The sequence below is a fragment of the Geovibrio ferrireducens genome, assembly GCF_026226615.1.
Lineage (GTDB): Bacteria > Chrysiogenota > Deferribacteres > Deferribacterales > Geovibrionaceae > Geovibrio > Geovibrio ferrireducens.
This window is the reverse complement of record NZ_JAJAPB010000001.1, coordinates 279,302-292,832: the sequence shown is the minus strand read 5'-3', so window position 1 is coordinate 292,832 and position 13,531 is coordinate 279,302. Positions and strand designations below refer to the sequence as shown.

General features: G+C 49.2%; 13 protein-coding genes. 11 read left to right on the top strand and 2 right to left on the bottom strand.

The annotated features are described in order from the left end of the window. Nucleotides 1–32: 32 nt before the first annotated feature. Entirely contained in the window at nt 33–2,636 is a 2,604-nt protein-coding gene (gene secA / locus OSQ85_RS01335) for a preprotein translocase subunit SecA (RefSeq protein ID WP_265820847.1), read from the bottom strand. Nucleotides 2,637–2,650: 14 nt separating this feature from the next. Then, a complete protein-coding gene (locus tag OSQ85_RS01330) occupies nt 2,651–3,541 on the bottom strand; it encodes a phosphate-starvation-inducible PsiE family protein (protein ID WP_265820846.1) in 891 nt (296 codons plus the stop codon). A gap of 180 nt (nt 3,542–3,721) precedes the next feature. Here OSQ85_RS01330 and hisB point away from each other — a divergent pair, with 180 nt between their 5' ends. The 11 genes from hisB to lpxC all read left to right on the top strand — a co-directional run bounded on the left by hisB (nt 3,722) and on the right by lpxC (nt 13,440). Then, nucleotides 3,722–4,315: an imidazoleglycerol-phosphate dehydratase HisB gene (hisB, locus tag OSQ85_RS01325; protein WP_265820844.1), complete on the top strand. Its 594-nt coding sequence runs from the start codon at nt 3,722–3,724 to the stop codon at nt 4,313–4,315. Beyond that, nucleotides 4,308–4,937 (top strand): imidazole glycerol phosphate synthase subunit HisH, encoded by a 630-nt coding sequence (gene hisH / locus OSQ85_RS01320; RefSeq protein ID WP_265820842.1) that lies wholly within the window; start codon nt 4,308–4,310, stop codon nt 4,935–4,937. The genes hisB and hisH overlap by 8 nt, the downstream gene beginning before the upstream one ends. After that, the gene (gene hisA, locus OSQ85_RS01315; RefSeq protein WP_265820841.1) at nt 4,931–5,653 is read left to right on the top strand and encodes a 1-(5-phosphoribosyl)-5-[(5-phosphoribosylamino)methylideneamino]imidazole-4-carboxamide isomerase; all 723 of its coding nucleotides are present in this window, start codon (nt 4,931–4,933) and stop codon (nt 5,651–5,653) included. Before hisH ends, hisA begins: the two co-directional genes overlap by 7 nt. Before the next feature lie 77 nt (nt 5,654–5,730). Further along, nucleotides 5,731–6,192 (top strand): phosphatidylglycerophosphatase A family protein, encoded by a 462-nt coding sequence (locus OSQ85_RS01310; RefSeq protein WP_265820840.1) that lies wholly within the window; start codon nt 5,731–5,733, stop codon nt 6,190–6,192. Next, a complete protein-coding gene (locus tag OSQ85_RS01305; RefSeq protein ID WP_265820838.1) occupies nt 6,177–7,400 on the top strand; it encodes a CinA family nicotinamide mononucleotide deamidase-related protein in 1,224 nt (407 codons plus the stop codon). The genes OSQ85_RS01310 and OSQ85_RS01305 overlap by 16 nt, the downstream gene beginning before the upstream one ends. Before the next feature lie 208 nt (nt 7,401–7,608). Next, nucleotides 7,609–8,622 carry a recombinase RecA gene (gene recA / locus OSQ85_RS01300; protein WP_265820837.1) on the top strand — a complete coding sequence of 338 codons (1,014 nt, stop codon included), beginning with the start codon at nt 7,609–7,611 and terminating at the stop codon, nt 8,620–8,622. A 435-nt stretch (nt 8,623–9,057) separates the two neighbouring features. After that, complete coding sequence (locus tag OSQ85_RS01295; RefSeq protein WP_265820836.1) at nt 9,058–10,194, top strand: type IV pilus twitching motility protein PilT; 1,137 nt, start codon at nt 9,058–9,060, stop codon at nt 10,192–10,194. Next, nucleotides 10,094–10,651 (top strand): regulatory protein RecX, encoded by a 558-nt coding sequence (locus OSQ85_RS01290; protein ID WP_407649279.1) that lies wholly within the window; start codon nt 10,094–10,096, stop codon nt 10,649–10,651. The genes OSQ85_RS01295 and OSQ85_RS01290 overlap by 101 nt, the downstream gene beginning before the upstream one ends. Further along, nucleotides 10,632–11,075, top strand: coding sequence for a 50S ribosomal protein L9 (rplI, locus tag OSQ85_RS01285; RefSeq protein WP_265820834.1), 444 nt, complete (start codon nt 10,632–10,634; stop codon nt 11,073–11,075). Before OSQ85_RS01290 ends, rplI begins: the two co-directional genes overlap by 20 nt. Further along, nucleotides 11,065–12,408 carry a replicative DNA helicase gene (dnaB, locus tag OSQ85_RS01280; protein WP_265820833.1) on the top strand — a complete coding sequence of 448 codons (1,344 nt, stop codon included), beginning with the start codon at nt 11,065–11,067 and terminating at the stop codon, nt 12,406–12,408. Before rplI ends, dnaB begins: the two co-directional genes overlap by 11 nt. Before the next feature lie 129 nt (nt 12,409–12,537). Beyond that, complete coding sequence (lpxC, locus tag OSQ85_RS01275; protein ID WP_265820832.1) at nt 12,538–13,440, top strand: UDP-3-O-acyl-N-acetylglucosamine deacetylase; 903 nt, start codon at nt 12,538–12,540, stop codon at nt 13,438–13,440. The last annotated feature ends 91 nt before the right edge of the window (nt 13,441–13,531 follow it).

The window sequence follows — 13,531 nt, the reverse complement described above, 5'->3', positions numbered from 1 at the left end:
TATACTTAATTTAGCAACAAAATGCCCGGAATTTAAACATCTTCACTGTCTGCTTCGCTCTGACCGCAGCATTTCTTATATTTTTTGCCGCTTCCGCATGGGCAGTCATCGTTTCTGCCGACTTTGGGAACCACTCTCCTGACAGGTTTCGCTTTTTCCTCTTTGGGCGCGGCAGAGAGTACGTCTCTGCGTTCTTCGGATATTTTAGCGGTTTTCTGCCTTTCCTGTTCCTTCTTTTCAAGATCCACGTCTTCCTGTTTCTGCCCCATTCTCACGTTGAAGAGAATGCGGCAGGTGTTGGAATATACTCTGTCCATGAGCCCTGCGAAGAGGTTGAAGGCCTCACGTTTATATTCGTTGAGCGGATCTTTCTGTCCGTAGCCTCTGAGGCGCACGCTGTCACGGAGGTGATCCATGCTGAGCAGGTGCTCCTTCCATTTGTCATCCAGCATGCTTATCATCAGGTAGCTGAAAAGGCCTCTGTAGTGTTCGCCGAATTCGGCCTTTTTGGCTTCAAATTTCTCTTTGATTTTCTGAGCGGCAGTATTGAGAAAATCCTCAGACTTTTTGACATCAGTGGATATGTCATCAATGGCGAAGGTTTCCTTCAGCGCCTTATTGAAGCCTTCAAGATCAGGCTTTTCGTGCGCCGATACAAATTCGTCATACAGAGAGTTGAGGGTATTGTTTATGGTTTCCCTGGCAACTTCCTCCACCTGCTCCTTATTGAGGATGCTGTTACGGAGGCCGTAGACAATCGTCCTCTGCTGGTTCATTACGTTATCGTAATCCAGCAGATACTTACGCACCTCAAAGTTCATTGCCTCAACTTTTTTCTGGGCATTCTCTATGGCTTTGGAAATTATATTATGCTCAATGGGCTCTCCGTCCTTCATGCCGAGTTTGTTCATAATGTAGGAGATTTTTTCGGAACCGAAGATGCGCATAAGGTCATCCTCAAGGCTGAGGAAGAATCTTGATGAACCCGCATCCCCCTGACGGCCGGCACGGCCTCTGAGCTGATTGTCTATCCTTCTGGATTCGTTTCGTTCAGTGCCGAGAATATGAAGACCGCCGAGATCAAGAACGCCTTCACCCAGCTTGATGTCCGTTCCTCGTCCCGCCATGTTGGTGGCGATGGTGACTGCGTTTTTCTGTCCGGCGAGGGCAACTATCTGCGCTTCGCGTTCGTGGTGCTTGGCGTTGAGGACTTCATGCTTAATCTTTCTTTTCTCAAGCATTTTGCTGACAAGCTCGGATTTTTCAATGGATGATGTGCCCACAAGAACGGGGCGGCCGAGTTTGTTCATCTCTTCTATTTCGGCTATGATAGCTTCGTACTTCTCGCGGGCGGTTTTGTAGATAACGTCAGCCCTGTCATTACGCACCATTTTGCGGTGAGTGGGTATGCTTACAACGCCGAGGTTGTATATCTGCATGAACTCGCCAGCTTCTGTGGCGGCTGTACCCGTCATACCCGCAAGCTTGGCGTACATGCGGAAATAGTTCTGGAAGGTGATGGAGGCCAGAGTCTGGTTCTCGTTCTCTATTACCACCTGCTCCTTGGCCTCTATTGCCTGGTGCTGCCCGTCGGAGTATCTTCTTCCGGGCATGAGCCTGCCGGTAAACTCATCAACAATGATAACCTTGCCGTTTTCCACAACATAATCTTTGTCACGCTTGAAAACTGCGTGAGCCTTAAGTGAGTTGTTTACATAGTGGAGAGTATCAACATTGGCGACATCAAAAAGGTTTTCCAGTCCGAGGGTTTTCTCGATTGAGTTTATGCCCGCATCCAGGAGCTGAACATCGCGTCTTTTCTCGTCAACTTTATAGGATGTCTCCGGGGCAAGCTGGCGGATTACCTCGTCAATTTTGTAGTAAACATTGGTGGATATGTCTGTGGGTCCGCTGATGATCAGGGGCGTTCTTGCTTCGTCTATAAGAATACTGTCCACTTCATCCACTATGGCGTAGTGAAGCTTTCTCTGGGACATGTCATTCACGGAGAGCTTCATGTTGTCACGCAGATAGTCAAACCCGAATTCGTTGTTGGTTCCGTAGGTTATGTCTGCGGCGTATGCGTCTTTTCTGGTGCATGGGGTGATTTTTGTGGTGAGTGCGTCTTCGTTCTCCCACTCCACAAGCGATGATGCCTCATGCTGTATGATACCCACACTGAGGCCGAGGGTGATGTAAATCGGGCTCATCCACTGCGCATCACGCCTTGCCAGATAGTCATTCACGGTGACAAGGTGCGCGCCCTTGCCCTCAAGTGCATTGAGATAAAGGGCGAGAGTAGCCACAAGGGTTTTACCCTCACCGGTTTTCATCTCTGATATTCTGCCTTTGTGCAGAGCGTAACCGCCTATGAGCTGAACATCGAAATGCCTCATGTTCATTCTGCGTTTGCTCACTTCTCTGACGGCGGCGAATGCCTCAGGAAGGAGATCGTCAATGCTTTCCCCGTTTTCCAGCCTTCTGCGGAACTCCGCAGTGGAGGTTTTAAGCTCCTCGATGGATTTTCTTTCGAAAACCGCCTCAAGAGAGTTTATTTTATCGACAACACCTGCTACCTTTTTCAGGTATCTCTGGTTAAAGTCGCCGAACAGTTTTTTCGCCAGTTCTTTAATCATCCTTTGACCTTCCTTTATTTTTCCGTTTTTGTAATCATCCAGTATATTACTCCCAGTACCGCTATTGATACCAGAACAAATCCGTATGTCATCGGATTGGATGTTTCGTGCTTAAGCGTTATGATGAGCAGGTCACGGATGAACGCGATGAGCGCCACACCGATGAAAATGCTTATCTTGAACTTGCCCCCTTTCAGCATCTGGATCTCCGTGTGGAGAAGCTCCACCAGAACCCAGATAATAAGCAGCGAGCCCAGAGCGGTAATAAGAACCTTGTCCGCGTTTTCCTCCAGCAGATGCAGTATCTCAATCCCGAAGAGCACAGCGGCGGCGGCCGTCATTATGATCAGTATGCCCACCATCAGCGTGTGCATGAGGAAGGAAAACTTCTCCGAAACGGAAACCACAAAGTTCTTTATACTGAATATAGATGTATATTCCCTGATTTTGTTTTCGCAGAAAGCGTAATTGACGGCATCAACATTTATATCCATAAATTTATGAACGCTTAAGAGAATATTTTTTCTGTACACGTCATCGTCCAGACTCTGAAAAATACGTTCGTGAATCCACAGGCGGATATAGCTCATCATGGCGTTTATCCATTCATAGTCTATTTCATATTTCTTCTGGAGATTGCCGAATTTTTCGAGGTATGCGAGGTATGCATTGTTCAGTCTGGCTTCAAAAAACCTGTCGTACCATGTTAAAAGAAACTCTCTGTGCTTTGCCAGCACAACAGGGTACACGCTGTCCGGCAGGCGGAACTTTTTTGTGAAGCTCTCAAAGACATCTCTTACAAAGTCTTCCTTATGTTTTTCCATAATCTCTTTGAGGGAGGCAATATTGCGCAGATCATCTTCTGCAACGTCGTAGCTTTTCTGAAGATTTTTATAGTATTTCATTTGCGGCTCCGCAGGGGAAAAACGGACTCAGGCAGCTTTTCCGATAAAGGAAAATAGTTATTTATTTTTCGGTAATGTATGATAAAATCCGTTAAAAATAAAGGGAAAACAGACTGTCCGCACCACTTATGACACTCTTATAACATGCTTGCCCGCATGCCTTAGGGAGGTTAACCCGAAATGAACCAAAACCGCATCGCGGAAATTACCAGAAAAACAAACGAAACGGATATTTACCTTAAGCTGAACATAGACGGTTCAGGCGAGAGCAAAATAACCACAGGCGTGGGCTTTCTCAACCACATGCTGGAGCTTTTCGCGCGTCACGGGGGCTTTGACCTCGAAGTGATCGCAAAAGGCGATACCAACGTGGACGACCATCACACGGTGGAGGACATAGGAATATGCCTCGGCGATGCGTTTAAGAAAGCTCTCGGCGATAAAAAAGGAATAAGGCGTTACGGTTTTTTCCTTCTCCCCATGGATGAAACCCTTATAGAATGCGCAATAGATTTCAGCGGGAGGACATACCTCAACTATGCCGCTGATATTCAGGCTGTGCGTGTGGGTAGTTTTGAGACCGAGCTTGTGGAGGAATTTTTCAAGGCCTTTGCTGACCGTGCCTCGGTAAACCTGCACATAATAAAGAGATTCGGCCGTAATACCCACCACATAATAGAAGGAATTTTCAAGGCTGTTGCCAGATCTATAAAAGATGCTGTTGTTGTTGAATCGGACAGAATAATGTCCACCAAGGGAACGTTAAGTGAGTAAAATCGCTGTCATAGACTATGAGGCGGGTAACCTCCGCAGTGTGCAGAAGGCGTTTGAAAGCCTCGGCTACGATGCGGTGGTCACCTCTGATGCGCAAATTATAAAATCCGCCCATAAAGTAGTTCTGCCCGGTGTCGGCGCATTCGGTGACTGTGTCGGCGGGCTTGAAAAAGCCGGGCTGAGGGAAACTGTTCTCGGAGTTATAGATTCCGGCAGACCGTTTTTAGGCATATGTGTGGGAATGCAGATGCTGTTTGATAAAAGCTATGAGTTCGGCGAGCATGACGGCCTAGGTATTTTCCGGGGTTCAGTGCAGAAGTTTCCGGGTGAAATAGTTAAACAGGGGATGAAGATTCCGCACATGGGCTGGAACAGCCTCAGCATAAAACAGAAGGAGCACCCTGTGCTGAAAGGTATAAATGACGGCGATATGGTGTACTTCGTGCATTCCTACTATGTGCAGTCGGAGGATTCATCCGTAATCGCAGCAGAGTGCGAATACGGCGTCACGTTCACCGCCGCCGCTGCGAGGGATAATATATTCGCAACCCAGTTTCACCCCGAAAAATCACAGGCGACGGGGCTCAGGCTGCTTAAAAATTTCGGGGAGTGGAAATGCTGATAATTCCGGCTATCGACCTTCTCGGCGGAAAGGCTGTCCGCCTCCGTCAGGGGGATATGGACGACTATAAGATATACTTTGACGACCCTGCTGAGGCCGCGGTTCAGTTCCGCGAACTGGGGATAAAACGGCTCCACATTGTGGATCTGGACGGAGCCAAAAAGGGTGAGATGACCAACTTTGAAACCATAAAGCGCATAATAAAAAAAGCGGATATGGAGATAGAGGTCGGCGGCGGAATCCGCAATATGGACAGGATAAAAGCATACTTTGACATAGGCGTGAAATACGCAATTCTGGGCACTGTTGTGATAAAAGATCCGGAGTTTGTGAAAAAAGCCGCTGAAACTTATCCGGACAGGATTATACTGGGAGTAGATGCCAAGGACGGCTATGTTGCCACCGAAGGCTGGTACGAAACCAGCGAGACAAAGGCGGAGGATGTGCTGAAAACCTACGCAGGCTACAGCATAGAAAGCGTAATCTATACGGACATCAGCCGTGACGGCATGCTTCAGGGGCTTAACATAGAAGCCACAGCCGCCCTTGCGGACAAAAGCCCGTGGGGTGTCATAGCCTCCGGCGGGCTGAAAGATATAAGTGATGTCAGGGCCCTGTACGGGCTTAAACATCCGAACATAAAGGGAACCATAGCCGGAAAAGCCTTTTATGAGGGTACGATAGACTTAAAAGAAGCCGCCTCCATAGCGGGGTGATTTCAATAAAATGTTCAGGGCGGCATGATGCGCGTCACTGAAACTTTAACTAATGAGGCTCTGGGGTACTGACTAACATGATCCACAACATTCTTTACTTTATCGCTACCGGTTTCTATTCGGGCAGAAGTCCATACGCACCGGGCACAGCAGGCACGCTGGCCGGCGTAGGTCTGGTTGTTCTTACAGGGTGGTTTTCCCTGTTCTACCAGATAATGTTATTTATCATTCTGTTCGCGGCGGGTGTTCTGGCCGCCGAATACCATGAGAGAACCACAGGGGAGAAAGACGCTCCTGAAGTGGTAATAGACGAAATAGCCGCCTATTACTTTCTCATGCTGTTTTTTCAGAACTCGCTCAACAACCTTTTCTGGGCGTTTGTGCTGTTCCGCATATTTGATATAGTGAAACCGCACCCCATCGGAAAGCTTGAAGAGATCGGCGGCGGAATTGCCGTTATGCTGGATGACATAGGAGCGGCGGTTTACTCCATAGGCGCGCTCCTTGTGCTCAAAGGTCTGCTGTGGATAATACTGTAACAGCGGCCGTGTTCGCCATCGGAAGCGAACTGCTTGAAGGGAGCATTACCGACACCAATTCGGCGTGGATAGGCTCCCGTCTTGTTAAGCACGGAATAAATGTGGAGGATGTCCGCCTTCTGCCCGACAATATGGACAGAATGGCGGAACTCTTTCTGGAAGCAGCGGAAAAGTATGATCTGATCATCACCACCGGCGGTCTTGGTCCCACATTTGATGACCTTACGGCTGAGGTGGTCAGCCGTGTTGCCGGAAAAAACTACATTCTGAACGAAGAGCAGCTTGAGCACATAAAAAAACGTCTCGCCAAGTTCGGCATAAACCTCAAGGAAAACCACTTTCATCAGGCGAAGCTCCCCGAAGGGTGCAGAACCTTCTTTAACCGCATGGGGACAGCCTTCGGGTTCTCCGTTCAATGCGGAGGCGCAAGAATAATCTCCATGCCGGGCATTCCCTATGAGATGAAGCCCATGTTCGATGAGCAGGTTCTGCCGTGGCTGCATGAGCTTTTCCCTCTCAGGGAGCGCCATATCCGCGATCTGCGCATAGCGGGCAAGCCGGAGTCCGAGGTTGATGATGTTATCCGCGAACTGGGTATACCGGACGGGATAGACTGCATAATCAATGTCGGCAAAGGGGACATACTGGTAAAGGTGCGCGGCTTTGATGAGGAAGCTGTGCAGAACTTTGCAGAAGCGGTGAGAAAACCGTTTGAGAATAACTTTATCGGCTACGGGGACGAAACCTTCCCGGCGCGTCTGGTGCGCATGCTTAAGGAGAAGGGGCTCACTGCGGGCTTCGCTGAAAGCTGCACAGGGGGCATGCTGGGTGCTGAGATTACCTCTGTTTCCGGAAGCTCTGCTGTTTTCAAGGGCTCAGTAGTGTCATATTCCAATGATGTTAAGATAAATCTCCTCGGTGTTCCGGCGGATGTCATAGAGGCGCACGGCGCTGTGAGCGCGGAATGCGCCCTTGCCATGGCTGAGGGTGCAAAAAAGCTGCTCGGAACGGACTGCGCAGCCGCTGTTACAGGCATAGCAGGGCCTGACGGCGGAACGGATGAAAAGCCTGTGGGCACTGTGTTCATAGCTGTGAGTGTGAACGGAAAAACAGAGGTGAAGGGCTACGGCTTCTCCGGCGACAGACCGGCGATCAGGGAGCGCAGCGTTAAGACCGCCTTTGCATGGCTGATAGATTTGCTGAAATAAGGTTATGAACTTGTTAAAAATATAAATTAAGGAGCCTGTAAAAAGGCATACAAACAACTCCATGGATGGAGTTGCGCCGTGCGCAGCGGAGCCATGCTTTGCAGGGCGCGAGCGTTAATCTGAATCTGACAGGATGTGCAGATTCGGATTGTGCGCCGTAAATTAAGTTATGAACTTGTAAAAATATAAATTAAGGAGCCTGTAAAATATGGATGCAGAGAAAAGGAAAGCCCTAGACCTTGCCATGGGTAAAATAGAGAAAGATTTCGGCAAAGGGGCGGTTATGCGTCTCGGTGACCGTGCAGTTGAAAAGCTTCCTGTTATCTCCACGGGCGTTCTGTCCATAGATATAGCCCTCGGAGTCGGGGGAATACCCAGAGGCCGTATAGTTGAGATATACGGCAGCGAATCATCCGGTAAAACAACAATCGCTCTCCACACAATAGCCGAAGCTCAGAGAGCGGGCGGAATAGCCGCATTCATAGATGCGGAGCATGCCCTTGACCCTGTTTATGCGAAGGCGATCGGCGTTGATACGGACAACCTCATTGTCAGCCAGCCGGACAGCGGCGAGGCAGCCCTTGAAATATGTGAAACCCTTGTGCGCTCCGGCGCTATTGACATAATAGTTGTGGACTCCGTCGCGGCGCTCACTCCCAGAGCGGAGATAGAGGGCGAAATGGGCGATTCACACATGGGTCTCCAGGCAAGGCTTATGAGTCAGGCGCTGAGAAAACTTGCCGGTATCGTTAACAAATCAAAGACATCACTCATTTTCATAAACCAGACACGCTCCAAAATAGGCGTTGTTTACGGCAACCCGGAAACAACAACGGGCGGTAACGCACTTAAATTTTACGCCTCTGTCCGTATGGAAATTAAGAAAAGCTCCGCACTTAAGGAGAAGGATGAGCAGGTAGGCAACCAGGGTACGGCGAAGATTGTTAAAAACAAAGTCGCTCCCCCATTCAAAGTGGCGGAGTTTGACATACTCTACGGAGAAGGCGTTTCCAAAATCGGCGTGCTTATAGACCTCGGCGCCAAGCTTGATATAATCAACAAGGCGGGCGCATGGTTCAGCTACGGAGATACCAAGCTGGGTCAGGGCAAGGAGAACGCAAGGGCGTTTCTGACCGCTAACCCTGAGGTGGCTAAGGAGATTGACTCCAAAGTCAGGACGCACTACGGAATCGCCGTTGCCGCCGAAAAAGAAGAAGGGTAGAATTTAGATAAGTTTTCTGCATAGGGATTTTTGAAAATCCTCCTCGCCCCTCCTTTGAAAAAGGAGGGAGTTTGGCTGACGCAGTCATCCTGAACAGAGTGAAGGATCTCTGGTTTGGATACTGAGAGATTCTTCGCTTCCGCTCAGAATGACGGTTCGGGGTTTGCAGTGACGATAATACAACAGTTCCAATGAGGGAGTTGTCGATGACACTGACGCAGTCATCCTGAACAGAGTGAAGGATCTCATGGTTGGATGCTGAGAGATTCTTCGTTTCCGCTCAGAATGACTCTTAGGGGTTCGCAGTGACGATATACAACAGTTCCATGGAAGGAACTGCGCCGTGCGCAGCGAAGCCGCATGTATGCGGCGCGAGCGTGTACGAAAAAAACACAGGAGGTTGTTTTTTTCGTTATCAAATCGGAGGTCAGAATCGTGGACATTAATGCTATTCTCCAGAGAACAGTCGCAATGGGAGCATCAGACCTCCATCTCAAGGTAGGCAGACCGCCGACGGTAAGGCTGCACGGTTTGCTGGAATCCATTCAGGGTTTGCCTAAGCTGAACGCTGAGGACACCCTCAAAATAGCCACTGATGTAATGCCTCAGAGTGCGAAGCAGCGCTTCAAAGAAGGGAAGGAGGCGGATTTCGCCTATGCAGTCCCCAAGGTGGGGCGGTTCAGGGTGAACGCATTCCTCCAGCGCGGCGTAATCAGCATGGTTTTCAGGGCGATCCCCATTGATATTCCCGACATTGAAAAGCTTAACCTCCCTGAAGTCATAAAAACAATCGCACTGGAGAACAGAGGCCTTGTTCTCGTTACAGGTATAACCGGCAGCGGGAAATCAACCACTCTGGCGGCCATGATAGACTATGTAAACACTCACAAATACGTGAATGTAATCACCGTTGAAGACCCCATAGAGTTCATGCATGTGGACAAAAACTCCATCATCGCCCAAAGGGAAGTCGGTGCTGATACCAACTCATTCTCCGAGGCTCTCAAGCGCGCTCTGAGGCAGGACCCGGATGTCATACTTGTGGGCGAGATGCGCGACCTTGAAACCATAGAGACCGCAATGCACGCTGCAGAGACCGGACACCTTGTGATGTCCACTCTTCACACTCTGGACGCACCCGAAACCATAAACAGGATAATCTCCGTTTTCCCGCCCCACCAGCAGGAACAGATAAGGATTCAGCTTGCAGGCATAATAAAAGCCGTTATCTCCCAGAGGCTTGTCCCCACATCAGACGGTCACGGAAGGGTGGCTGCAATTGAGGTTATGGTTTCCAATGCCACAATCAGGGAATGCATTGTGGATAAAATGAAAACCCGCCAGATAACAGATTTCATAGAGCAGGGGCGCTCGGTCTACGGCTCGCAGAGCTTTGACCAGTCTCTCATTGACCATGTCCGCTCAGGCCGCGTCACCTTTGAGGAGGCTATGAAATGGGCGAAAAAACCGGATGACTTCGCGCTCAAAATGCGCGGTATATCGTCCTCCAGCGACAACGAGGAAAACGAGTGGAAACTCGGAGGAATGCTCAATAAAGAAGAAGAGGAATAGATCACCCCTTGATTATGCTTTCAGAATTCTTTCCATGCGTGACTACTCGGAGTACAGCATGCGGGAGAAGCTTATTGCAAAGTTCAGCCGGGAAGAGGCTGAGCAAACCATAGAACGGCTGAAAGAGCTGGGCTATATCGATGACCTGCGCTACGCTGAAAATTTTGTCGTGTCAAAACTTCTCTCCGGCTTCGGGGTCTATGCCGTTATAAGAAAGCTCCGTGAAAAGGGTGTGGACGTTAACCGGGGCTATGTTCTCTCCGTTGCGGACAAGCGGGAAATAGACACCGCAGGCCTGATGGAAAACGCGCTGAAAAAGTATCTTGCAAAAACAGGGGATGAGGATAGAATATCTGTCCGTTCTAAGTGTCTCGGATTTATGATGAGACGGGGCTTTGATATATACGAAGCGGAAAAATATTTAGAGAGGTTTATGGATGAAAGTGATATTTCTTAAAGACGTCAAAGGCGTCGCAAAGAAAGGCGACATAAAGGAAGCAAAGGACGGCTACGCCAAAAACTTCCTCTTTAAACAGAATCTTGCTGTTGAAGCAACCGAGGCGAACCTGACCAAACTTGCCCAGCAGAAGGCGAACGATGCCGCTAAGGAACAGAAAAGAAAAGACGATGCCAAGGCTCTGGCTGAAAAACTGAAAAAAGTCGGCATAAAAATGAGCAAAAAATGCGGTGAGACAGGCAAGCTCTACGGCGCGATCACTTCAAGTGATATAGCCGAGGCTCTCAAGGCGGAAGGGCTTGAGGTTGACAAGCGTGATATAGACCTCCAAGACCCCATAAAAGAAACAGGCGTACATACCGTTAAGGTAAACATATATATGGACATCAAATCCGAGATCAGGGTCGAGGTTCATGGCGAATGATATAAAGCGTGTCCCGCCGCACAGTCTTGATGCGGAGCAGGCGGTTATTGCCTCGCTCCTCATAGATGACAAGGCGGCGGATAAGGTTCTGCACATGCTTACAGCGGGGGATTTTTATTCCCCGATCCATCAGTATATATATTCCGTTGTCTATAAGCTCCACGAGGGCGGAAAGCCTGTGGATATAATATCTCTGGCGAATTACGCAAACGACCGGAACGAACTTCCGAGAGCGGGCGGGGTGGAATACATCTCCTCTCTTGTGGAGATAATCCCCAACTCCGCCAATGCCGAGTATTACGCAAATATAGTTAAGGACAAATCCACCCTGCGCCAGCTCATTAGTGTTGCGGTGGAGATGACTGAGGACTGCTACACCCGCACGGATGATGTTGCCGAGGTTGTGGAGGCCGCGGAAAAGAAGATTTTCTCCCTTGCCGAACAGAAGCTCAAGGCGGATGTTCTACCCATCGGCGAGCATATGCACCGCACGTTTGAGGTGCTGGAGAAACTCTATCACCGCAAGGAAGATACAACCGGAATCCCCACAGGCTTCATAGATCTGGATCAGATGACCAACGGCTTTCAGCGCTCTGACCTTATAATTATCGCAGGCCGTCCGGGTATGGGTAAAACAGCCTTCACGCTTAACGTTGCCCTCAACAGTTCAAAATCCGTCAGGGAAGGGAAGGAGAAGTTCAACGTAGCCTTCTTCTCCCTTGAGATGTCGTCTCAGCAGCTTGTTCAGCGTCTTCTCTCAGGTGAGGCGGGTGTAAACTCAAACAAGCTCCGTTCCGGTAAGTTTTCATATGATGAATGGACAAGGCTCACCGCCGCAGCGGGGGAGCTCAGCGATCTGGGGCTTTTTCTGGATGACACTCCGGCTATAACCGCAATGGAGCTCCGCGCGAAGTGCCGCAGGCTGAAAAGGGAAAATGGGCTTGATCTTGTTATTGTGGATTACCTTCAGCTTATGGGCTCCCACAAGACGGAAAGCAGGGAACAGCAGATCGCGGATATTTCCAGATCGCTCAAGGCGCTGGCAAAGGAGATGGACATTCCCATAATCGCCCTTTCTCAGCTTAACAGGGGTGTGGAAAGCAGGATAGACAAACGCCCGCTTATCTCCGACCTTCGTGAATCAGGTGCGATAGAGCAGGATGCGGATATTATTATCTTCCTTTACAGGGACGACTTCTACAATAAAGAGAAGAAGACCGGCATAACTGAAATAATCATCGCGAAACACAGAAACGGTTCCACCGGAACAGTGAGCCTTGAGTTCGTGGGAGAATACATGAAGTTCAGGGATGTTGTTCAGGGGTATGTATAAAAAATCATACATTTTTTCTGATCTGTTGTACATTGTGTACATGATTTGATCAGAAAGCCCGCTAAATCAAGGGATCCAGCCTTTGGCACAGTTATTGCTCTATTTCCTGTGTCACTGGAGGACACACAAATGTTTCAGACTACACTCAATAACAGAATTACATTTGAAGGCATAGGGCTTCACTCAGGGGAGACCATTCAGGTTGTTGTAAACCCTTCATATTCCGAGACGGGCGTTATGTTCCGCCGTGCTGATATTCAGGGCTCCTCATATACCAAAGCCAGTCCTTATACTGTGACCTCCACACAGCTTGCCACAAGCATAAACTGCGGCAAGGGGAGCATCTCCACCATTGAGCACCTTATGGGCGCTCTTTACGGTCTCGGTGTGGACAATGCCCTTGTTGATGTTTACGGAACAGAAGTGCCCATACTTGACGGAAGCGCATACCCCTTTGTCGGCATGATAAGGGAAGCGGGTGTCAAGGAACTTAACATAAAAAGGAAATACCTTAAGTTTAAGAAGAAAATCATCATCGAAAAAGGCGATAAATGGATAGAGCTTATCCCCTCGCGCTTCTTCAAGGTGACTTTCGGCATCTCATTTGATGATAACTTCGTGCAGGAGCAGAAGGCATACTTCAACTTCTCCGACGGCGGCTTCATTGAAGATGTTTCAAAAGCCAGAACCTTCGGCTTCAAAAAAGATGTTGACGCTCTCCATGCCATGGGGCTTGCAAAAGGCGGCAGCCTCGAAAACGCGGTTGTTGTGGACGGCAGCGGTGTTCTGAACCCTGAAGGACTCAGATACACAGATGAGTTCGTGCGCCACAAAATCCTCGACCTTCTGGGAGACATCTCCCTGATAGGCTACAGGTTCTACGGCCACGTAAGGGCTTACAAATCAGGCCACATGCTCAACAACATTTTCGCAAGAACATTACTTGAATCTACGAACTGCTATTCCATTATAGAACAGCCGGAAACTCCGGCCTTCGGTTCACTGCTTGAACTGAAACCTCAGGGGATTTAAGAGATCGTACCCGAAAGCAGCTTATAACCGGCTGCTTTCGGGGAGAGTCTCGCACTTTACCGCGCAAATCCGTACATCCTGTCGGATTTGC